Below are 21623 nucleotides of genomic sequence, written 5' to 3' on the forward strand. Positions count from 1 at the left end.
GGTATCTCATCTCCTAAAAGGAGAGGGAATATTTATCATTTTTATTAATTCTCAAGCAAAAAAAGAGAGGCCAAAACCTCTCTTTTTCTTTAAGTAAACTTTACTTTTTCTTGCGTTTCGCACGTTTCTTGGCTTGTTCAGCCGCAACCGCATCTAGTGCTTCTTTCAACTCTTCATCGGTAAAGGAGGTGATGTGATGCAGCATTTGCAGCTTCACTTCATCCAGTACCAGATCTGCATACTGCGCAACATTGGTCAGCTGCTCATCATAGACAATGGCATTGTCTTCGTTGGTACAAATATAGCCTTTTTGCGTCAGAACCTTAATAAAGCTTTGGAATAAGGCTTTGTCAAAGAATTCTGGTGAGTTGAATTCATACAGTACAGAAAGACGTTGCCCCACCAGATGACTCAGTTCTTCCACCTGACGGGTTGAAATATTGCCTGGGCCACGCTGGGTGATCAAAGCCAGTGTCATATAGTAACGTTCCAGACTTTGGGTTACTGGAGCAGCCAGAACTTCAAGCTGGTGATGCGCTTCAGTATTCGGTGCTGGCGCTACCAGATTTTCACCATCTGCACTGATCAGATTGGTTGCAAGTAAAGCATCGATATAAGCATCAACATGTTGCTGAATTTCGTCTTCTTTCCATTTCAGGAATAGCTCAGCTTTCAGGAATGGATAGAGTGTACTGCTAGCGTTGATCGCATCTTCACGGCGAATCATGCCATTGTGTTCTACCAGTGCCGCAATCAGGGACGGCAATACAAAGCTATGCACGATGTTATTACGGAAATAAGTCAGCAATACGGCCTGATTATCTTCAATGGCAATGATATCGCCCAGAACGTGTTTCACCCGTTTAATCAGCTTGAGCTTCATTGCATAGGCAATAATCTCTTTACCTGAAAGTGAGGTAATTTGCATACGCTCATCATAAGGTAAAGCCACCAGCAGATTACGGTAGGTATCCAGCTGCTTGATACAGATTTCTTCGTCCAGCGTATGTTTCGGTGTTGCCAATAAAATAAGTGACAGCAGTGAAACCGGATTCACCACGACTGCACGGTTGATATTTTCCAGAATGGCTTGGGCAGAACTGTTGACTGCGTCGGATACTGGCTGCGGAATCGGATCATCATTCTTTTCAATTTTGATATGTTCTGCACCATGCTGTTTCAGGATGTCATCCAGAAATACCGGTTCACCGAAGTTCAGATGGACCTTGCCAAAAATACGTTCAATTTTGCGCAAGGTTTTCAGGATGCCAAAAATAGATTCTGCTTCTTTCGGCTTGCCATTCATCTCACCGACATAAGTACCACCTTCCATCAGGCGTTCATAGCCGATATAAGTCGGAACAAAGACAATTGGCTTAGCTTTGCCACGTAAATGACCATGTACGGTCATCGCCAGCATGCCGGTTTTTGGTGGCAGCAGACGACCAGTACGTGAACGACCACCTTCGATAAAGTATTCCAGTGGAGTATTACGCGACAGCACGCTATACAGATATTCTTTAAATACGGTGGTATAGAGTGCATTACCGCGGAAGGTACGACGGATAAAGAAAGCACCACCACCCCGTAAGATCTGACCCACAAATGGCATGTTCAGGTTATCGCCTGCCGCAATATAAGGCACCATCAGACCACGACGATAAATCACATAAGACAATAATAAATAGTCGATATGACTGCGGTGACATGGCGTATAGACAATTTCATAATCTTTGGCCAGTTCACGCACGGTACTGAAATTATGTACTTCCACGCCGTCATAGAGCTGGGTCCATAAACGGGTCAGGGCTTTATCGGCGAAACGTACGGTAGAGTGAGAGTAGTCCGATACAATTTCATTCAGATAGCCAATCGCACGACGTTCTGCTTCCAGCATACTGATTTTGCTGCGGATGCTTTCATTACGAATAGCCGCCTGTACATCCGGAGATTTAATCAGGCCATGCATCACATTACGGCGATCTGACAGGTCAGGGCCGAGGATCACTTCACGCTGTGCATCCAAATAGTCATTCAGACGGCTGACAATATAGGTCGCTGGCGCTGAATTTGGATAAGTTTCTTTGGCAAATTCCATGAGGGCGCGCAAAGATTGTGGCTCATGAAACTCCAGATAAGACTGGCGACCATGCAGACCGATATTGACCAGCTGTTTGACCCGGCTTGGCGTAGACCAGGTATCGGTAAATAAAAGCTTGAACCAAGAATCTTCTTTTTCAGGATCACGACCCCAAAGTACAGTCACCGGTACCAGTTCCACATCCAGTTCGGGATTTTTTTCTAGGACTTCAATCAGGCGTAACAGGCGTGGAGGAAAAGCATGTGGTGGTGAGCTAAGCAGATTATTCTCATCATGATGCTGCAGGAACAGAACCGAAGCCTTTTCCTTGCTGTCACCAATCTGTAGAGGGTCGAGCGCAGGCGGCATGTTTAAACGGCGAGTTTCCGCATCGACTACCAATGCATTACTGCGTGAATGATTCTGCAAGATATAGCAGACGATTTTCTGCTGTGCTGCCGGAGTCTGGTCAGCAGTAGGAGTTGTCACTTCACTTGGTACTTCCCCAAGAACATGCGGGGTGACCACAAGATCAAGTAGCTTACTTGAAAGCTTGCGATACATTTGACCAAAGCCACTCTTGGACATAGTTACTCCTAATTTTACTGACCAAAACTACAGAATTTCTGAGGGAATTTATTTTGATTGATTATAAAAACAAACAATATGTCATTTTCTGACAAATTCAATCGAAGTGGTTCAATTTTAGCGCGAAAGCAGATGTTTTTCCTAGTAAGTTGCAAGATCAGTTGACAGAACAGTCAATCAATCTTTAGAAGATTGCTTGGATTTTATGGCAGAATATTCAGAATAAATTGTATAGATTTATTTCTACACTTCTGGATCTTGCCAATATCACACAGGTTGCTTATGAATGCCTTAACACAGGAACTGGTCGAGCTGCTCAGTTTAGAAAAGTTAGAAGAAAATATTTTCCGGGGAATTAGCCGTAATCTGGTAGGCAAGCGCGTATTTGGTGGGCAGGTTCTGGGACAGGCCCTACGTGCTGCCTCTTATACCACAGATCGTCCTGCGCATTCACTGCATGCCTATTTCCTGTTTGGTGGCGATGTCAATGCACCGATCATTTATGAAGTGGACCGTATCCGTGATGGTAAAAGTTTCGTCAGCCGTCAGGTTCGCGCCATTCAGCATGGCCGTACCATTTTCATGTGTATGGTTTCCTTTGCGCATCAGGAAGAAGGTCTGAACTATCAGATTTCAGAACCTGAGTATCCACCAGCAGAAAGCCTGAAAAATGAAGCAGAGCTCACCCGGCAGATTATTGAATTTATTCCGGAAAATGTGCGTGCGTCTTTCATGCGTGACCGTCATGTCGAAATTCGCCCTGTAATGCCAGTGAATCCATTCCAGCCGCAACCGGAAGCGCCAAATTATGCGCACTATATCCGTACTCATGGAAAGATCGCTACAGAAGTGGATGAAATTTCCTTGCATCAGGCGATTGCTGCTTTCTATTCGGACTTTACCCTAATGACCACAGCGCTGCGTCCGCATGGTTTAAGTTATCTGTCTCCAAGCTTGCAATGTGCCAGTATTGATCATGCCATGTATTTCCATAAACCATTCCGGGTAGATGAATGGATGTTATACGACATGGATGCTACTCAAAGTGCCAGTTCACGTGGTCTGAACTTTGGCCGCATGTGGCAAAATGGTGAGCTGGTCTGCAGTACCACACAAGAAGGCCTGATCCGTTTACGTGAAATTGAAACCCAGTAAAGCATACTTTTAATTTAAATAAAGCCGGATCCCAGATCCGGCTTTATACATTTTTAAGCACGGCTCTTTATAAAAAATTACTCGATTCTCCAGTACTTGCATGGCATAGTGCCTTTAAGATCAATATTAAAAATGCATGTAAAATGAGCTTAAATACGCAGATTTTAATTGCCGCCGTATTGGGGGTACTGTTTGGATTTTTACTGACTTTATTTCCGCAAAGCACATTTTTTGATGTCGGCCTGTACGGGATTGGAATTGCCAGCAGCCTTTTTATTGGCCTGCTGAAAATGATTTTGATTCCCCTGATTTTTACCTCAATTGTGGTTGGGGTCTCTAATCTGCAGGCGGGGGGGCAGCTGAGTCGAACCTGGAAAATTACTTTGCTGTGCTGTGTGACCACCACCTCATTGGCACTGATTTTAGGGCTAACCTGTGCGCATCTGTTTAATGTGGGGAGAGGTGTGGATGTGGTGATGTTTCAGGATGCTATGGCTCAGCATCAGATTCCTGATACTTTAACGCCGTCGTCTTTCTTTACTAATTTTATTCAGAATACCCTGATCAATCCCTTTAAGGCCTTTGCTGATGGCAATGTTTTGGCCGTTGTGATTTTTGCTCTGTTTATCGGTGTGGCGCTGGTCGCAGGTGGAGACAGCTTCCGTACTGTGCGTAAGCTGAGTCACCAGTTTTTTGACATCATGATGTTGATGATTGGCTGGATCATGAAACTGGCACCGATTGGGATTTTTGCATTACTCGCCAAGTTAATTGCCACTGAAGATATTTCAGTGCTGAGCCGTCTGGCCGAGTTTGCGGCAGTCGTGACAGGTACTACGATTTTTCATGGGATAGTGGTGTTGCCGTTATTGCTATGGATCTTCGGAAAAATGAATCCGCTGACCTTTTTTAAAGGCACCCGTAGTGCATTAATTACTGCCTTTGCCACCAGCTCCAGTTCGGCAACCATGCCGATTTCTTTAAAATGCGCGCAGGAAAATCTGGGCGTACGTCCGCAAACAGCTGGTTTTGTGATTCCTCTTGGCACGCAGCTGAATATGGATGGAACGGCACTTTATGAAGCTGCAGCAGCTTTGTTTATTGCCAATTTGATGGGGCTGGATTTAACCTTAGGTCAGCAGCTGGTGGTTTGTGCCACGGCAATGATTGCGTCCCTAGGTGCACCGGGCATTCCAAGTGCCGGCATGGTCACCATGATCATGGTATTGCAGTCAGTGGGTTTACCTGCTGAAGCGATTGCGATTCTACTTCCGATTGACCGTCTGCTGGATACCGTACGTACTGTGGTCAATGTACAGGGCGATATGATGATTAGTGTGGTGGTAGATCGACATACCCGCGAGCCTGAAGTGCCGGTTTAATCTTTATCAAAGTCTGGGTTCCAGACAATTTCCCAGACATGACCATTGGGATCCTGAAAATAACCTGCATATCCGCCATAAAAGTTGGTGTGTGCAGGTTTGATAATTTTAGCGCCGGCACGTTCAGCCTGTGCCATTGCCTGGTCGACTTCTAAGGGACTATAGACATTATGCCCCAGAGTCATTTGCGTCGGACAGATTGGGCTTGGCTCCAGACCGGTATCTTGCTGGATACTACGCTGTGGCCATAAGGCAAGCTTAAGACCAGGTTGTAATTGAATAAAAGCCACCGCGCCATATTCAAACTCTTCACCCATAATTCCTTCACTGGGAAAACCCAGTCCATCACGGTAAAAGCGTAGTGAAGCTTCCAGATCGAGCACACCGAGGGTAATCACAGAAATCCGTGCTTGCATAAGTCCCTCCTGATTATGATTGTTATATTTCTATCTTAGGACAAATAAAAAGCAGGGAAGCGATCCCTGCTGTTAGAAATTGTAATAACAGGCAAGCTTAAGCGACTTTGAGAGTAGCGCGTTTGGCTGCCTGTGAATGGTTGAGATAATGCAGCGCATCATCGGTACTGCCTTCATGCACCGGATCATACCAAGGCATTAAATAACCGAGCTGTTGGGATACTAACCACAGCGGGTTAGGCAGAAGGCGGTTATCTGACTGGGAAATACGCAACCATTCTTTCCAGATCCAGGGTTTATATACGGCTGGCTTATACTGCTTGAAACGTGAATCCTGCGATAACAGATGTGCAGCACCATCCACCCAAAGGCCAATTACACCAATAATGACCACCACACTTAGATAATAACGGGCAATATAGCCGCCACCTAGGTGACGATATAAATCAAAAGCCACACTACGATGCTCGATTTCTTCAGCACCATGCCATTTCACCAGATCCAGCATATTCGGATCAGCACCCAGACGTTCCCATTCAGTATTGTAGAGTGCGTATTTACCCAGGACACAGGTCATGTGTTCTATCGTCGCAATGATACCGAGACGGAACAGATCCCATTGGTGTTCTAAGATTTTAGGAATTTTGAGACCGAATGGATGATCGGCTAGGAGCTTGTTAAATAGGAAATGCATGATGTGCAGATTGCGCTGGATATCAATCTGACGTTCAGATAAATATTCTTTATTGGCCGAATTATGCGCTTGGGCATGCATGGCTTCCTGACGGATAAATGCCTGCACATCATGCTTTAATTTTTCGTCAGTGATCTGGGGGAGGACTTTGTTATATAAACGGCAGAACCAGAGTTCACCCGCGGGCAGAATATTGTTAATTTCATTGACGAAGTAACTGGCAAAGGGCTGATCAGGAATCCAGTCGACTGGAGTGTCTTGCCATTCAAAGCTGACTTTGCGAGGCTGGATAAAATAGGAAATGGAAGAGCCAATTCTTGTTGTTTTGAAGCGCGAAAGTAAAGACATGGTGTGAATCCATCACTGCTTGATCAAGACAGTATGAAAAAAATATCCCGAATTGCGGCAGGCAATACGGGACATTCTTTTATCCGATGAAACACATTCGGCTTATTTTTGTGGATCCTGTTCGACAATCTTTGTTGGATCGGCTTCCACAGGTGCATCCAGATCATTCAGTTCACTGGCAGTGACTTCATGAGCGCTGTTGGTCTCATCTTCATCTTCTAATAATTCAATTGGTTCATCAGCTTCATTTAAATCATGCATTGAAGCTTCAGGAATGCTGTCCAGATCAAATTCAGGTGCTTGATTCAAAGTGAAGTTCAAACGGCCGCCCATCACACTGGCCAGTTCTTCCAGACCTTGCTTGTTTAGAGAAGAAAACAGTTGAATCGAGAAATCCAGCTTCATCTTTTTCAGTTTGGCTTTCACTTCTTGTAGCGCTTTCGAAGCAGGGCCACGGTTCAGCTTGTCGGCTTTAGTTAGCAGCACATGTACGAATAATTTACGTGAATACGCCCATTCCAGCATCATCACGTCAAAGTGTTGTAGCGGATGACGAATATCCATTAGCAGCACCAGACCCTGCAGGCTCTTACGGTGAATCAGATAGTTTTCCAGTTCTTTCTGCCAAACAATTTTCATGGCTTCTGGGACCGCTGCATAGCCATAACCTGGTAAATCGACCAGACGCTGATCCGGATTGCCAAGGCTAAAGAAGTTGATCATTTGGGTACGGCCTGGTTTTTTGGACGCACGAGCCAACTGTTTCTGATTGGTCAGGGCATTGATGGCACTGGATTTACCCGCATTGGAACGGCCAGCAAAAGCCACCTCATAACCGGTATCTTCTACACACAAGCTGAGCTTGGGTGCACTCATCAGGAACTCAGCTTTGCGTAACCAGTTGAGGGCTTGTACCGAATATTCAGTAATGGCTGGATCGACCTTTTTTTCATAGCTGATCTTTTGCTTTGGGGCATTTGATGCCTTACTGTTTTTCGACTTTCCTCTGCTGTGATGCATGGCTCAACTTCAATGACTAATTATACAAGAAGCTATTATAAAGGAAGTCGGGCGGGCAAGCGAACTTTAGAATTGCCCAATAGAATAAGGGTATTAGAGATTGATCAGGCTAATTGGTGACTGGATACTAAAATGTTCCTTGGTCGGTTCAACGACATCACCCAGAATATATTGATCCAGACTGGTATAGAACTGCTCCACAGCCTGATCCAGAATGCCTTTTAATCCGCAATTGGTACGTAATATACAAGGTGGATCATTACATTCTACAATCTGGTTATCACGTTGCAGAATACGCACAATCTGTCCTAGCTGAACTTTCAGGGCAGCCGGATTAAGACGGATTCCACCCCCTTTACCACGAGAAGTAATCAGCCAGTCCTGTTTTGCCATAAAGTAGACGATTTTCATGGCATGGTTCTGTGAAATCTGTAAGTGCTCCGCCAGCTCGGCAATCGTATAAGGCAGATCGCGGGGTTGTGCAACATACATCAGTATGCGCAGCGCATAGTCAGTAAATTTATTCAGTTGCATGATAATACTGATGTTTTTGATGAAAAAAATTAGGGTTAGTCTAGCATACCAGGCTAACCCTCTGTTTTTATTTTAAGCTGAAGAAGCAGTTAGTGGCGTACACCACCTGTGCCAAAGGCTTCGCTATGAATGTTCTCAGCAGGAATTCCGCGAGCGACAAGCGCCTTTTGCTGTTCAGCCATAAATGGCATTGGGCCACAGAGATAGTAGTCTGCATTGGCTGGTAATAATGCGCTATCTACAGTGCTTAAGTCCAGTCGACCGGCAACATCATAATCCTCGCCCAGTTTATCGCTTGGGTGCGGGAATTCATAAGCAGTCATTGTGCTTAAACGTGGATATTTGGCTTTCAGGTCATGAATATGCTGTTTCATCGCATGAACCTGTTTGCTACGGCAGGCATGGATGAAAGTCACAGGTTGTGGCATGTCCAGAGTCACCAGCTGGTTTAGCATGGCCACCATTGGAGTCAGGCCTACACCGCCACTGATAAACACATTACGTTTGTTCGGATCGATCAGGTAGAAGTTACCTGTTGGTGCAGAGACTTCAATTTCTGAACCTTCTGGAAGGCTATGTAAAGTATTCGATACCCAGCCTGGAACCATGTCGCCTTTCTGGTCTTCACGTTTCACCGAGATACGCAGGTAATCCGCTTGTGGGCAAGTTGACAGGGTGTATTGGCGTGGCTGTCTCAGGTTCAGCTCAGGTACAAATACACGTACTGAAATGTATTGGCCGGCTTCATATTTTGGTAATGGACCGCCGTCGACTGGAGCCAGGTAGAAAGAAGTGATTTCGTCACTTTCCACGACTTTCTTGGCAATCTTGAAGTTGCGCCAGCCTAACCAGCTGCCTTTAGTCTGTTCATGCTGGTCGTAAATCGCTTTTTCAGTTGCAATGAACAGATCCGCCAGTTGACCGTACGCTGCAGCCCAAGCATCAATCAATGGATCATCCATCGAAATGTTCAGCACTTCACTGATCGAATGCAACAGGTTTTCCCCAACAATACCGTAATCCGGTGCCTTAATGTTTAAGCTCACGTGTTTATGTGCGATCAGCTCAACCACGGGTAACAGCACAGATGGATCTTCGATATTTTCAGCATAAGCCAGAACCGCACCTGCCAAGGCTTGTGCTTGAGCTCCACTGCGTTGATGTCCCATGTTAAAGGTTTCTTTCAAATCAGGATTATTGCCTAGCATGCGGTTATAGAAATAACCGGTCAGGGCAACCCCATTTTCACGAAGTACAGGAACAGTGGCTTTTACAAGGTCAATTTGCTGTGGAGTCATAGCTGATCTCTCATGGCTGTTATTTATAAGATGTATTTAGAATACATCTTATAAAATGCTTTTACAATATAGTAAAAGCATAAAACCATAAAAAAATTATGGGATATAAAAATATCCCATAAAAATGATGTTTTCGATCGGAGAAAGGAAGGTTATTTGCGCCCGAAGAGGGAACCTAATAGACCACGCACAATTTTCTGTCCGGTACTACCACCAAGACTACGTGCTGCACTTTTGGCAAAGGTACCCACAATATCCTGAGTAAGTTTTTCACGTTGCTTGGCTGCACGCTCAGCTTCTTTTTGCTGTTCACGTGCCAAACGTTCCTGTTCCTTGGCTTGCTGTTTAGCCAGAGCTTCCTGTTCTTTGGCCTGTTGCTTGGCAAGTTCCGCAGCTTGAGCCTGCTGCTGAAGTTCCAGTACTTTTTGCTGCAGCATCTCATGCGCACTGTCACGGTCAACTTCCTGCTCATAAATACCAGCGACAATGCTTTGCTGCATCAGTGCTTTACGTTCTTCTGGTGTAATCGGGCTAAAAGAAGAATGTGGTGGCATGATCCAGCCACGTTCAACAATCTGTGGAGTCCCTTTTTCATCCAGACAGCTAATCAGCGCTTCACCTACAGCAAGTTCAGTAATCGCTTCCTGTACTTTAAATTCTGGATTGGCACGGAAGGTATCCGCCGCCGTTTTGACTGCCTTCTGATCTTTAGGAGTAAAAGCGCGTAAGGCATGCTGAACCCGGTTGCCGAGTTGACTGAGGACGCTTTCTGGTAAATCCAGTGGATTCTGGGTGACAAAGTAAATCCCGACACCTTTGGAGCGGATCAAGCGTACCACCTGTTCAATCTTTTCCTGTAGGGCAGGGCTGGCCTTGTCAAAGAGTAAATGCGCTTCATCAAAGAAGAACATCAGTTTCGGTTTGTCCAGATCACCCACTTCCGGTAACTGTTCAAATAACTCTGACAGCACCCATAATAGGAAAGTGGCGTACAACTTCGGTGTGTTCATCAGCTTGTCGGCAGCCAGCAAATTGATATTGCCGCGGCCTTGGCTATCCGTTTGCAGGAAATCCATCAGGTTTAGTGCTGGCTCACCAAAAAATTTATCCCCGCCCTGATCTGCTAGTGCAAGCAGGTTGCGCTGAATCGCACCGAGGCTGGCGGGGGAGAGATTGCCATATTCCGCTTTAAAGTCTGCAGCATGTTCACTGACATAACTCAGCATGGCCTTCAGGTCTTTAAGGTCGATCAGTAGTAGGCCCTGATCGTCGGCAATCCGGAAGACTGCCGAGAGAACACCTTCTTGCGTGTCATTCAGGTTTAGGATACGGGCAAGCAGAAGTGGTCCAATTTCAGAAATCGTAGTACGGACCGGATGGCCTTGTTCACCAAACAGATCCCAGAATACGACCGGCGAAGCTTCAAAAGGAATCGAATCAATATTCAGACTTTTAATACGTTCATCAAACTTAGGATTACTTTCGCCTGGCTTGGCCAGGCTGGAAACATCGCCTTTGGCATCGGCAAGGAACACGGGTACACCAATGCGAGAAAAGTTTTCTGCCAAAACTTTCAAGGTTACCGTTTTGCCGGTTCCGGTCGCGCCGGCAATCAGTCTGTGACGGTTGGCAAGCTGTGAGTGCAGTACAATATCTTGCGTAGTATCACTGGTTTTTTTTGCAATAATGATTGGTGTACCCATAAATTTTCCTGTTGTTATTTATTCATTTTTAAGTTTTTTCATGTTTTGTAGTGCGTGCTGAATATCTTCAATCAGATCTTCCGGATGTTCCAGACCAATACAGAAACGAACCAGAAAACCCTCTTTCAAATGTGAATGTTCAAGCACACGCATTTCTTTTAAGTTATATAGCATGACCAGACTCACAGGGCCACCCCAGCTAAATCCAAGCTTAAACAGTTTTAAGCTGTCACAGAAATTTCGAATATCTTGCAACTTGTAGTTATTGTCAAAAATCACGCTGACCAGTCCGGCACTATGTCCTTGCTTGCAAATTTCTTTCCAGTTTTCATGGCCAGCATTGTCAGTATCAGCCGGATGTAAGACCTGAACAAATTCTGGTTGCTGTTTGAGCCAGTCTAATAAGGTTAAGCAGCTTTGTGATTGATGTTCATATCGGAGTTGCATCGATGCCAGACTTCGTTGTACCTGAGCGACATCATCACCTGATACTGAAATACCCTGAATGGCATGCGCACGGAACAACTTGTGGTGCAGTTCTTTATTGCGCGTAACCACTGAACCCATCAGGATATCACCGCCACCACTTGGATATTTAGTCAGGGCATGCACGGTCATATCGACACTTAAATGATCCTCACCAAAATCAAATGCATTAAAGGCGAGACCTGCGCCCCAAGTATTGTCCAGCGCAGTGAGGATATTGTTGGCTTGAGCCTTCTTGACCAAGCGACTCAAATCGGGAAATTCTAAAGTCACGGAACCCGCCGCTTCCAGCCAAAGCAGTTTGGCTTTTTCCGAGGGCTGAAAAGTATCCGTGTCTATCGCATTATAGACTTTGACCTGAATACCATAGCGGGTTTCCAGATTACGTAAATGTTCCATGTTTGGACCATAGATATTATCTGCAACCCACACTTCATCGCCTTGGCTTAAAAAACAAGAATTCACGAGATTAATCGCGGATAAACCACTCGGTGCCAGCAAGCAATATTGACCGCCTTCGATCTGGGCAATGCTATCGCCTAAGGTAAATGTCGTCGGTGTACCATGCGTGCCATAGCTATAGTCATAGTCATCAGTCCAGTGGTGATTAAATAGGGCATCAGTATTGTTAAAGATGATGGTGGATGCACGAAACAGGGGAGGTTGAATACTGGAAATATATTGCGGGGCCTTTCGTGGTGCATGAATCAGCGCTGTTTGAGGATTTTTTTTCACGTGAATGCTCTTAAATGTAATCAAATATTGCTTTAGCTTAAGAGAATCTCATTATTGCTGCCAGTTATGTTGTGAAATGTTGAAAAAATTGACATTGCTAAAAAGTTGGCTTCATTTTTGCAAAACCTAAAATCAGAGAGCTACAACAAAAGGTTTAGGCGCATGAAGTCGCAGTTAAAAGTACATTATTTTCAGCATATTGCTGGCGAGGGTTTTGGTAGTTGTATTGATTTTTTAAAGCAGCATCAGGCGCAAATTACTGCGACTGAATTCTTTGCTTTACCCGTCGATCGTCCACTAGATATTGAAGCTTTGCCATCAGTCGATGAAGTTGATTTACTGATCATCATGGGAGGCACTATGAGCGTCAATGATGAAGCAAATTATCCATGGCTCAAGATCGAAAAACGCTGGTTACGCCGTTATCTTTCTCAAGGCAAACCGGCGATTGGCCTATGTTTAGGCGGGCAGTTGATTGCCAATGCCTTGGGTGCGGCCGTCAGCCGTAACCAGGAGCAGGAGCTAGGCTGGACCACGGTACGAAAAGTCGCGCATGTACCCGAGGATTGTTTTGTCTTGCCTGAACAGTTCGAAATCATGCAATGGCACAGTGAAACCTTTGAACTGCCTAAAGGAGCGATTCATCTGGCAGAAAATGAAGCCTGTCGTAATCAGATGTATCAACTCGGCAAGAATGTTTTGGGTTTCCAGTTTCATCCGGAAATCACCCCGGAAACTTTAAAGCTGTTTTTGGAAAATGAAGAAGAAATTTCACAATTTTCTGGAAAATATGTACAGGACATACAACAACTGAAAAGAACAACCAAAAATAATTTTATCCAAGGAAATCAAATACTAAATCAAGCTATTCAGTATGTTTTGGAAAAAACAGCCTAGTGAGTAAAAAATAAACAATTGATTTCCCGAATAAATTGAAATACAGCAAGAAAAACCGTAAAAGGGATTTGCTTATGCAATAAACAATGGCTATAATAAGCGACCCTTCGAGAGGAAGGGGGTTAACTGCGAAGAAAGTAGTTAACTATCGTTACAGTCGTGGCATCGATCACGACCTTAGTGATATTTCACTGCTCTTGACACTTGCCTTAAAATAGTGGGGTGAGATGCGTCAAGAGTGATTCTTTATATATTTGGCTTGGAGTTAACTGGTATGTCTAACCAGAGAATTCGTATCCGTCTTAAGTCTTTTGATCACCGTCTTATTGATCAATCAGCTCAAGAAATCGTAGAAACAGCAAAACGTACTGGCGCACAAGTTTGTGGTCCAATTCCAATGCCTACACGCATTGAACGTTTTAACGTTTTAACATCACCACACGTTAACAAAGATGCGCGTGACCAATACGAGATCCGCACTTACAAACGTTTGATCGACATCGTTCAGCCTACAGACAAAACTGTAGATGCATTGATGAAGTTAGATCTTGCAGCTGGTGTTGATGTTCAGATCGCATTGGGTTAAGGCTTTCGGGTTAATTAACGCTCTAAGTTAATTAGGCCGCTTTTTTAGAGGTTTATGCACATGGCTATTGGTTTAGTCGGTCGCAAGTGCGGTATGACACGTATCTTTACAGATGCTGGTGTTTCTGTGCCTGTTACAGTGATTGAGGTTGATCCTAACCGCATCACTCAAATCAAAACGCTTGAAACTGATGGTTATCAAGCGATTCAAATCACTACTGGTGAACGTCGCGAATCTCGCGTAACTAACGCTCAGAAAGGTCACTTCGCGAAAGCTGGTGTTGCTGCTGGTCGTCTGGTTCAAGAATTCCGCGTTTCAGAAGCTGAGCTTGAAGGTCGTGAAGTTGGCGCTACTATCGGTGTAGATCTGTTCACAGTGGGTCAAATTGTTGACGTAACTGGTCAGTCTAAAGGTAAAGGTTTCCAGGGTGGTGTTAAGCGTTGGAACTTCCGTACTCAAGACGCTACTCACGGTAACTCTGTTTCTCACCGTGTTCTAGGTTCTACAGGTCAAAACCAGACTCCTGGTCGCGTGTTCAAAGGCAAAAAAATGGCTGGCCATTTAGGTGCTGAACGCGTAACTGTACAGGGTCTTGAAATTGTATCTATCGACGCAGAACGTTCAGTTCTAGTAGTTAAAGGTGCGATTCCTGGCGCTACTGGTGGCGACGTAACTGTTCGTCCTACGATCAAGGCCTGAGGGGAAATAACGTGAATTTAAATACTGTTTCCGGCTCTGCTGTTGAATTATCAGAAGTTGCGTTCGGTCGTGAATTTAATGAAGCTCTTGTACACCAAGTTGTTACAGCTTACTTAGCTGGTGGTCGTCAAGGTTCTAAAGCTCAGAAATCACGTGCAGACGTTTCTGGCGGTGGTAAAAAACCATTCCGTCAAAAAGGTACTGGCCGCGCTCGTGCTGGTTCTATTCGTAGCCCAATCTGGGTTGGCGGTGGTAAAACTTTTGCTGCTCGTCCACAAGACTGGTCTCAAAAAGTAAACCGTAAAATGTACCGCGGTGCTATGCAATGCATCCTGGCTGAACTTGTTCGTCAAGATCGCTTAGTTCTAGTTGAAGAGTTTGCTGTTGCAGCTCCAAAAACTAAAGAATTGCTTGCAAAACTTAACGACTTGAATGCTACTCGTGCATTGATCGTTACTGATGCTGTTGATGAGAACTTGTATCTAGCTGCTCGTAACCTTCCACACGTTGATGTGGTTGATGCGACTGCAATCGATCCTGTTAGCTTGATCGCGTTCGATAAAGTTGTTATGTCTGTAGCTGCTGCTAAGAAAATTGAGGTAGAACTCGGATGAACAACGAACGTTTATATCAAGTCCTGCAAGGACCTGTTTTCTCAGAAAAAGCACAAGTTTTAGGTGAAACTGCTGGTGTTCAAGTATTCAAAGTTGCACTTGATGCAAACAAGCTTGAAATCAAAAAAGCAGTGGAACAATTGTTTGGTGTAGAAGTTGTTAAAGTTAACACTACGATCACTAAAGGTAAAACTAAACGCTTTGGTAAAACATTAGGACGTCGTTCTGATGTTAAAAAAGCATACGTCACCCTGAAAGCTGGCCAAGATGTTGAAATGGCTGACTTGGGCGATGCCGCTGAAAGCGCAGCGGAATAAGGACGAAAACTATGCCTATTCAAAAATGTAAGCCAACGTCTCCAGGACGTCGCTTTGTAGAGAAAGTGGTTCATGATCACCTTCACAAAGGCGCGCCTTATGCTCCACTAGTTGAAGCTAAAAAACGTACTGGCGGCCGTAATAACAACGGTCACATTACGACTCGTCACGTTGGTGGCGGTCACAAACAACACTACCGTTTAATCGACTTCAAACGTAACAAAGACGGCATCCCAGCTGTAGTTGAGCGTATTGAATACGATCCAAACCGTACTGCGCACATTGCGTTGTTGAAGTATGCTGACGGTGAACGTCGCTACATCATCGCGCCTAAAGGTTTACGCGCTGGTGATTCAGTTCAATCTGGTAACGATGCTCCAATCCGTCCAGGTAACTGCTTGCCACTTCGCAACATGCCTATCGGTTCTACTCTTCACAACATCGAACTTAAAATCGGTAAAGGCGCGCAGTTAGCTCGTTCAGCTGGTACTTCTGTTCAGTTGTTGGGTCGTGACGGTTCCTACGCTATCGTTCGTCTTCGTTCAGGCGAGATGCGTAAAATTCATGTTGAATGCCGCGCTGTGTTAGGTGAAGTATCTAACTCAGAAAGCAACCTTCGCTCACTAGGTAAAGCTGGTGCATCACGCTGGCGTGGTGTTCGTCCTACCGTTCGTGGTATGGCGATGAACCCAGTTGATCACCCACACGGTGGTGGTGAAGGGCGTAACAAAGGTATTCAACCTGTAAGCCCATGGGGTCAAAAAGCTAAAGGGTACAAAACACGTACCAACAAGCGTACGACTAAGATGATTATTCGCGACCGTCGCGTTAAGTAACAAGTAAAGGAATCTGACAATGCCTCGTTCTCTGAAAAAAGGCCCATTCGTCGATGCGCACTTGTTCGCTAAGGTTGAAGCGGCTATCGCGGCTAATAACCGTAAGCCGATCAAAACTTGGTCGCGTCGTTCGATGATCCTCCCGGATTTTGTTGGTTTAACAATTTCTGTACACAATGGCCGTAACCATGTTCCAGTGATCATCTCTGAACATATGGTTGGACACAAGCTTGGTGAATTTGCACCGACTCGTACCTACCGTGGTCACGGTGTTGACAAGAAATCTAAACGTTAATAGGTGCTATGATGGAAGTAACTGCTAAATTACGCGGTGCCGCTATCTCGGCACAAAAAGCTCGTTTGGTTGCAGATCTTATCCGCGGCAAATCTGTTGCGCACGCTCTTAACATCTTAAACTTCAGCAACAAAAAAGCTGCAGTATTGGTTAAGAAAGCGTTGGAATCTGCAATTGCAAACGCTGAACATAATAACAGTTTAGATGTAGACGACCTTAAAGTTTCTACGATCTACGTTGATGAAGGCATGAGCCTGAAACGTATTATGCCACGTGCTAAAGGCCGTGCAGATCGTATTACTAAGCGTACTTGTCACATCACCGTTAAGGTAGGGGTTTGATATGGGTCAGAAGGTTCATCCAATCGGTATCCGCCTAGGTGTTGTGAAACGTCATAACGCTAACTGGTATGCGAGTCCGAAACAATACGCTGAATACTTGCTTAAAGATTTGCAAGTTCGTGAGTTTTTAACTAAAAAACTTAAGAATGCAATGATCAGCAATATTCTTATCGAACGCCCAACAGGCGCTGCTAAAGTAACTATTAGCACTGCTCGTCCTGGTATCGTAATCGGTAAAAAAGGCGAAGACATTGAGAAATTACAACGCGAATTAACATCTATTATGGGTGTTCCTGCGCAAGTAAGTATCAACGAAATTGATCGTCCAGACTTAGACGCGCGTCTAGTTGCTGAAGCTATCGCTTCTCAATTGGAAAAACGTGTAATGTTCCGTCGTGCTATGAAGCGTGCGGTTCAAAACACTATGCGTGCTGGTGCGAAAGGTATCAAAGTAGAAGTTTCAGGCCGTTTAGGTGGTGCTGAGATTGCTCGTACTGAATGGTATCGTGAAGGTCGTGTACCTCTACATACTCTTCGTGCAGATATCGACTACGCGACTATGCGTGCTGAGACTACTTACGGTACGATTGGTGTTAAAGTTTGGATCTTCCGTGGCGAGATCTTGGGTGGCATGAAACAAGTCATGAACCCAGCTCCAGCTGAAGAACGTCCAGCTAAACGCGGTCGCGGTCGTGGTGAAGGTCAAGAGCGTCGTGGTCGTCGCAATGATCGTTCTGCTGAAAAAGGAGAATAATCCATGTTGCAACCTAAACGTACTAAATTCCGTAAGGTGCAAAAAGGCCGTAACACTGGTCTAGCTCACCGCGGTAGCTCAGTATCTTTTGGTACTATCGCACTTAAATCAATCGAACGTGGTCAAATGACTGCACGTCAAATTGAAGCAGCGCGTCGTACAATTAGCCGTCGTATTAAACGTGGTGGTAAAATCTTTATCCGTGTATTCCCGGACAAGCCAATTACTTCTAAACCACTTGAAGTGCGTATGGGTAAAGGTAAAGGTTCTGTGGAATACTGGGTTTGCCAAATCAAACCAGGTAAAGTCTTGTACGAAATTGATGGTGTTAACGAAGACCTAGCTCGCGAAGCGTTCACGCTTGCTGCTGCTAAACTTCCGTTTAAAACCACTATCGTGACTCGGACGGTAATGTAATGAAAACTAAAGATCTACGTGAAAAGTCGGTAGAAGAGTTGACAGCTTTGCTTGATGAGCAACAGCTAAACCAATTCCGTCTTCGTATGGCGAAAGCAACTGGTCAATTGGGTAAATCGCACGAAGTGCAATTGACTCGCAAGACTATTGCTCGTATCAAGACCCTCCTTACCGAAAAACAGGGGAACGGACAATGAGTGAAAATACAGTCCGCACGTTAACAGGCAAAGTAGTAAGCGACAAGATGGAAAAATCTATCGTTGTTCTTATCGAACGCCGTGTTCAACACCCGTTGTATGGCAAATCAATCCGCCGTTCAACAAAATTACATGCTCATGATGAGAACAACACAGCTAAAGTTGGCGACGTTGTAACCATTAAAGAAAGCCGCCCAATGTCTAAAACTAAGTCATGGACTTTAGTTGAAGTTGTTGAAGCAGCTGCTGAGTAATTAACGTTCTTGTTGCATCATCGGTCAATTTCGAGTACTCTTTGAGCCTTTCGAAATTGTGACCGGTGATGCTCGGTTTTGGAGTAGGGCAATGATTCAGACCGAAACTATGCTCGACGTAGCAGACAACAGTGGTGCTCGCCGCGTACAATGTATTAAAGTACTTGGTGGTTCACATCGTCGTTATGCTTCTGTTGGCGACATTATTAAAGTTACTGTAAAAGAAGCAATTCCACGCGCACGTGTTAAAAAAGGTGACGTGATGAATGCAGTAGTTGTACGTACAAAATTCGGTATCCGTCGTCCAGACGGTTCAGTGATTCGTTTCGACGATAACGCTGCTGTTATTTTGAACAACAACAAAGCGCCGATTGCAACTCGTATTTTCGGACCAGTGACTCGTGAACTTCGTACTGAACAGTTCATGAAAATTATTTCATTGGCTCCTGAAGTTCTATAAGAGGCGATCATGGCTAAGATTAAAAAAGGCGATCAAGTAATTGTGATCGCAGGTAAAGAAAAAGGCAAACAGGGTACTGTTCTGTCTGTTTCTAATGACCGCGTTAAGGTTGAAGGCCTTAACTTGGTGAAGAAGCATCAAAAGCCGAACCGTGTTACTGGCGCTGAAGGCGGCATCGTAACTCAAGAAGCTTCGCTTCACATTTCAAACGTGGCAATTTTTAATGCTACAACCCAAAAGGCTGACCGTGTTGGTTACCAAACGATTGACGGCGTGAAAACTCGCGTATTCAAATCTAATGGTGAATCAGTGGCGGTAGCGAAGTAATAGGTTGAAAAAGGCAATGGCCAGACTTAAAGCACGTTACAACGACGAACTTAAAGCTCAATTAAAAGAACAATTGGGAATTAAGAATGTGATGGAGATCCCTCGCATCACTAAAATCACTATCAACATGGGTGTTGGTGCAGCTTCTGCTGACAAGAAACTCCTTGATGGTGCTCTTTCTGATATGCAAGCTATCGCTGGTCAAAAACCAGTTCTTACGTTAGCTCGTAAATCTATCGCTGGTTTCAAAATCCGTGATGGTTGGCCGATTGGTTGTAAAGTTACTTTACGCGGCGAACGTATGTACGAATTCTTAGACCGTCTGATCTCGATTGCGATTCCTCGTATCCGTGACTTCCGTGGTTTCTCTGCGAAATCATTTGATGGTCGTGGTAACTACTCAATGGGTCTTAAAGAACAGATCATGTTCCCTGAGATCGATTTTGACAAGATTGACCGTATTCGTGGTATGGACATTACCATCACTACGACTGCTCGCACCGATGACGAAGGCCGTGCGCTAATGCGTGCATTCGGCTTCCCGTTCAAATAAGAGGTCGAAATGGCTAAGAAAAGTATGATTAATCGCGAATTGAAACGCGAAGCTACTGTTGCTAAATACGCTGCAAAACGTGCTGAATTAAAAGCAATCATTGCAAACGTAAATGCTTCAGATGAAGAACGTTTCGATGCGATGATGAAATTACAAGCATTACCACGTAATGCATCTCCAGTACGTCTACGTAACCGTTGTGGTTTAACTGGTCGTCCTCATGGTTACTTCCGTAAGTTCGGCTTAAGCCGTAACATGGTACGCGATAAAGTAATGCAAGGTGATGTACCTGGCGTTGTTAAGGCAAGCTGGTAAGGAGCACTATAAATGAGTATGCAAGATACCGTTGCCGACATGCTAACACGTGTTCGTAACGCACAAATGGCAAAGAAACAAACTGTTTCTATGCCTAATTCTAAGTTGAAAGTTGCGATTGCTAACGTACTTCAACAAGAAGGTTATATTTCAAACGTAGAAGTTGCTGAAGTTGAAGGCAAAGCAACTCTTACTTTGACTTTAAAATATTTTGAAGGCAAGCCAGTTATCGAAACTGTGAAACGCGTAAGCCGTCCAGGTCTACGTCAGTATCGCGGTAAAGATGCACTTCCAAGCGTTAAGCAAGGTTTAGGTATTGCAATTGTTTCTACAAGCAAAGGCATCATGACTGATCGCGCTGCACGTGCTGCAGGCGTTGGTGGTGAAGTTATTGCTTTTGTTTCTTAATAGGTGATTCCTCATGTCTCGTGTGGCTAAAGCCCCAGTAACTGTACCTAACGGTGTAACAGTTACTCAGAACGGCCGGCAGGTCGAAGTGAAAGGCAGCAAAGGTACATTGTCTTTCAACCTGCATGCGCTGGTCGAGCTAAAACAGGAAGACGGTACTCTAGTTATTGCTCCTAAAGCTGAATCTAAAGACGCTTGGATGCAAGCTGGTACTGCTCGCGCTGTGCTTAACAACCTTGTAAAAGGTGTAAGCGAAGGTTTCGAACGTAAGTTACAACTTATCGGTGTTGGTTATAAAGCTGCGGTTAAAGGTAACGTTGTTAACCTTAACCTTGGTTTCTCTCACCCGATCGACTATACGCTTCCTGAAGGTGTAACTGCTGAAACTCCAACTGCAACTGAAATCGTACTTAAATCTGCTGATAAAGCAGTTCTAGGTCAAGTCGCTGCAGATATCCGTGGTTACCGTCCACCAGAGCCTTATAAAGGTAAAGGTGTTCGTTATTCTGACGAAGTTGTACTTCGTAAAGAAGCTAAGAAGAAATAAGGCGCGAGGTTCTTATGAACGAAAAGAAACAATCCCGTTTGCGTCGTGCGAAAAGCACACGCTTGCACATCCGTGCATTGGGTGCGACTCGTTTGTGTGTAAACCGCACTCCGCGTCACATCTATGCTCAAGTTATCTCAGCAGATGGTGGCAAAGTATTAGCGCAAGCTTCTACTCTAGACGCTACTTTACGTGCGGGTACTACTGGTAACGTTGAAGCAGCTCAAAAAGTAGGTGCTTTAATCGCAGAACGCGCTAAAGCAGCTGGTGTTACTAAAGTTGCATTTGACCGTTCTGGTTTCAAATATCATGGTCGTATCAAAGCCTTGGCTGATGCTGCCCGTGAAAACGGCTTGGAGTTCTAATC

At 44.8% G+C, this 21623-nt stretch carries 28 protein-coding genes and 1 pseudogene; 21 read left to right on the top strand and 8 right to left on the bottom strand.

The window, feature by feature from the left end; genetic code table 11:
- Positions 1-100: 100 nt before the first annotated feature.
- Positions 101-2668 carry a glycerol-3-phosphate 1-O-acyltransferase PlsB gene (gene plsB, locus G5T77_RS05450; RefSeq protein ID WP_166135528.1) on the bottom strand — a complete coding sequence of 856 codons (2568 nt, stop codon included), beginning with the start codon at positions 2666-2668 and terminating at the stop codon, positions 101-103.
- Between the two features lie 282 nt (positions 2669-2950).
- Here plsB and G5T77_RS05455 point away from each other — a divergent pair, with 282 nt between their 5' ends.
- Positions 2951-3823, top strand: a complete 873-nt coding sequence (locus G5T77_RS05455; RefSeq protein ID WP_166135531.1) for an acyl-CoA thioesterase II — start codon at positions 2951-2953, stop codon at positions 3821-3823.
- A gap of 143 nt (positions 3824-3966) precedes the next feature.
- Positions 3967-5205, top strand: coding sequence for a dicarboxylate/amino acid:cation symporter (locus G5T77_RS05460; protein WP_166135534.1), 1239 nt, complete (start codon positions 3967-3969; stop codon positions 5203-5205).
- Here G5T77_RS05460 and G5T77_RS05465 read toward each other — a convergent pair.
- The 7 genes from G5T77_RS05465 to G5T77_RS05495 form a co-directional block, all read right to left on the bottom strand.
- Positions 5202-5621: a VOC family protein gene (locus G5T77_RS05465; RefSeq protein ID WP_166135537.1), complete on the bottom strand. Its 420-nt coding sequence runs from the start codon at positions 5619-5621 to the stop codon at positions 5202-5204. The genes G5T77_RS05460 and G5T77_RS05465 overlap by 4 nt on opposite strands.
- A 97-nt stretch (positions 5622-5718) precedes the next feature.
- Positions 5719-6663 (bottom strand): metal-dependent hydrolase, encoded by a 945-nt coding sequence (locus G5T77_RS05470; RefSeq protein ID WP_166135540.1) that lies wholly within the window; start codon positions 6661-6663, stop codon positions 5719-5721.
- A 102-nt stretch (positions 6664-6765) separates the two neighbouring features.
- Positions 6766-7683 carry a ribosome biogenesis GTP-binding protein YihA/YsxC gene (gene yihA / locus G5T77_RS05475; RefSeq protein ID WP_166135543.1) on the bottom strand — a complete coding sequence of 306 codons (918 nt, stop codon included), beginning with the start codon at positions 7681-7683 and terminating at the stop codon, positions 6766-6768.
- Between the two features lie 93 nt (positions 7684-7776).
- Complete coding sequence (locus G5T77_RS05480; RefSeq protein WP_166135546.1) at positions 7777-8217, bottom strand: Rrf2 family transcriptional regulator; 441 nt, start codon at positions 8215-8217, stop codon at positions 7777-7779.
- A gap of 89 nt (positions 8218-8306) precedes the next feature.
- Positions 8307-9515 (bottom strand): NO-inducible flavohemoprotein, encoded by a 1209-nt coding sequence (gene hmpA / locus G5T77_RS05485; protein WP_004786935.1) that lies wholly within the window; start codon positions 9513-9515, stop codon positions 8307-8309.
- 152 nt (positions 9516-9667) lie between these two features.
- Complete coding sequence (locus tag G5T77_RS05490; protein ID WP_166135549.1) at positions 9668-11218, bottom strand: helicase HerA-like domain-containing protein; 1551 nt, start codon at positions 11216-11218, stop codon at positions 9668-9670.
- A gap of 18 nt (positions 11219-11236) precedes the next feature.
- Entirely contained in the window at positions 11237-12439 is a 1203-nt protein-coding gene (locus G5T77_RS05495; RefSeq protein ID WP_166135552.1) for a PLP-dependent transferase, read from the bottom strand.
- 162 nt (positions 12440-12601) lie between these two features.
- Between G5T77_RS05495 and G5T77_RS05500 the strand changes: the two genes are divergently transcribed.
- The 19 genes and pseudogenes from G5T77_RS05500 (at position 12602) to rplR (ending at position 21621) form a co-directional block, all read left to right on the top strand.
- Positions 12602-13336, top strand: coding sequence for a type 1 glutamine amidotransferase (locus G5T77_RS05500; RefSeq protein ID WP_166135554.1), 735 nt, complete (start codon positions 12602-12604; stop codon positions 13334-13336).
- A 274-nt stretch (positions 13337-13610) separates the two neighbouring features.
- Positions 13611-13922 (top strand): 30S ribosomal protein S10, encoded by a 312-nt coding sequence (gene rpsJ / locus G5T77_RS05505; RefSeq protein ID WP_000070912.1) that lies wholly within the window; start codon positions 13611-13613, stop codon positions 13920-13922.
- Positions 13923-13982: 60 nt separating this feature from the next.
- Positions 13983-14621: a 50S ribosomal protein L3 gene (rplC, locus tag G5T77_RS05510; protein WP_005233737.1), complete on the top strand. Its 639-nt coding sequence runs from the start codon at positions 13983-13985 to the stop codon at positions 14619-14621.
- Between the two features lie 11 nt (positions 14622-14632).
- On the top strand, positions 14633-15235 hold the full coding sequence (gene rplD, locus G5T77_RS05515) for a 50S ribosomal protein L4 (RefSeq protein WP_004786925.1): 603 nt from the start codon (positions 14633-14635) through the stop codon (positions 15233-15235).
- The gene (gene rplW / locus G5T77_RS05520; protein WP_004786923.1) at positions 15232-15552 is read left to right on the top strand and encodes a 50S ribosomal protein L23; all 321 of its coding nucleotides are present in this window, start codon (positions 15232-15234) and stop codon (positions 15550-15552) included. The genes rplD and rplW overlap by 4 nt, the downstream gene beginning before the upstream one ends.
- A gap of 11 nt (positions 15553-15563) precedes the next feature.
- Positions 15564-16388 carry a 50S ribosomal protein L2 gene (rplB, locus tag G5T77_RS05525; RefSeq protein ID WP_005233738.1) on the top strand — a complete coding sequence of 275 codons (825 nt, stop codon included), beginning with the start codon at positions 15564-15566 and terminating at the stop codon, positions 16386-16388.
- A gap of 19 nt (positions 16389-16407) precedes the next feature.
- Positions 16408-16683, top strand: a complete 276-nt coding sequence (rpsS, locus tag G5T77_RS05530; RefSeq protein ID WP_004673001.1) for a 30S ribosomal protein S19 — start codon at positions 16408-16410, stop codon at positions 16681-16683.
- 11 nt (positions 16684-16694) lie between these two features.
- Positions 16695-17024, top strand: coding sequence for a 50S ribosomal protein L22 (gene rplV, locus G5T77_RS05535; protein WP_001982638.1), 330 nt, complete (start codon positions 16695-16697; stop codon positions 17022-17024).
- 1 nt (position 17025) lies between these two features.
- Positions 17026-17842, top strand: a pseudogene (gene rpsC / locus G5T77_RS05540) (30S ribosomal protein S3).
- The gene (gene rplP / locus G5T77_RS05545) at positions 17782-18195 is read left to right on the top strand and encodes a 50S ribosomal protein L16 (RefSeq protein WP_004786917.1); all 414 of its coding nucleotides are present in this window, start codon (positions 17782-17784) and stop codon (positions 18193-18195) included. The pseudogene rpsC and the gene rplP overlap by 61 nt, the downstream one beginning before the upstream one ends.
- Complete coding sequence (rpmC, locus tag G5T77_RS05550; protein ID WP_004786915.1) at positions 18195-18392, top strand: 50S ribosomal protein L29; 198 nt, start codon at positions 18195-18197, stop codon at positions 18390-18392. The genes rplP and rpmC overlap by 1 nt, the downstream gene beginning before the upstream one ends.
- Positions 18389-18646, top strand: coding sequence for a 30S ribosomal protein S17 (gene rpsQ / locus G5T77_RS05555; RefSeq protein ID WP_004786913.1), 258 nt, complete (start codon positions 18389-18391; stop codon positions 18644-18646). The genes rpmC and rpsQ overlap by 4 nt, the downstream gene beginning before the upstream one ends.
- Before the next feature lie 91 nt (positions 18647-18737).
- Entirely contained in the window at positions 18738-19106 is a 369-nt protein-coding gene (gene rplN, locus G5T77_RS05560; protein ID WP_001982634.1) for a 50S ribosomal protein L14, read from the top strand.
- Between the two features lie 9 nt (positions 19107-19115).
- On the top strand, positions 19116-19433 hold the full coding sequence (rplX, locus tag G5T77_RS05565; RefSeq protein ID WP_004786911.1) for a 50S ribosomal protein L24: 318 nt from the start codon (positions 19116-19118) through the stop codon (positions 19431-19433).
- A gap of 16 nt (positions 19434-19449) precedes the next feature.
- Positions 19450-19986: a 50S ribosomal protein L5 gene (rplE, locus tag G5T77_RS05570; RefSeq protein ID WP_004786908.1), complete on the top strand. Its 537-nt coding sequence runs from the start codon at positions 19450-19452 to the stop codon at positions 19984-19986.
- 9 nt (positions 19987-19995) lie between these two features.
- Complete coding sequence (gene rpsN, locus G5T77_RS05575) at positions 19996-20301, top strand: 30S ribosomal protein S14 (protein ID WP_004786907.1); 306 nt, start codon at positions 19996-19998, stop codon at positions 20299-20301.
- Between the two features lie 12 nt (positions 20302-20313).
- Complete coding sequence (gene rpsH, locus G5T77_RS05580) at positions 20314-20709, top strand: 30S ribosomal protein S8 (RefSeq protein ID WP_004786905.1); 396 nt, start codon at positions 20314-20316, stop codon at positions 20707-20709.
- 13 nt (positions 20710-20722) lie between these two features.
- The gene (gene rplF / locus G5T77_RS05585; protein ID WP_004786903.1) at positions 20723-21256 is read left to right on the top strand and encodes a 50S ribosomal protein L6; all 534 of its coding nucleotides are present in this window, start codon (positions 20723-20725) and stop codon (positions 21254-21256) included.
- Between the two features lie 14 nt (positions 21257-21270).
- Positions 21271-21621, top strand: coding sequence for a 50S ribosomal protein L18 (rplR, locus tag G5T77_RS05590; protein WP_004281497.1), 351 nt, complete (start codon positions 21271-21273; stop codon positions 21619-21621).
- Positions 21622-21623: the final 2 nt, after the last annotated feature.

This window comes from Acinetobacter sp. GFQ9D191M (assembly GCF_011174875.1).
Lineage (GTDB): Bacteria > Pseudomonadota > Gammaproteobacteria > Pseudomonadales > Moraxellaceae > Acinetobacter.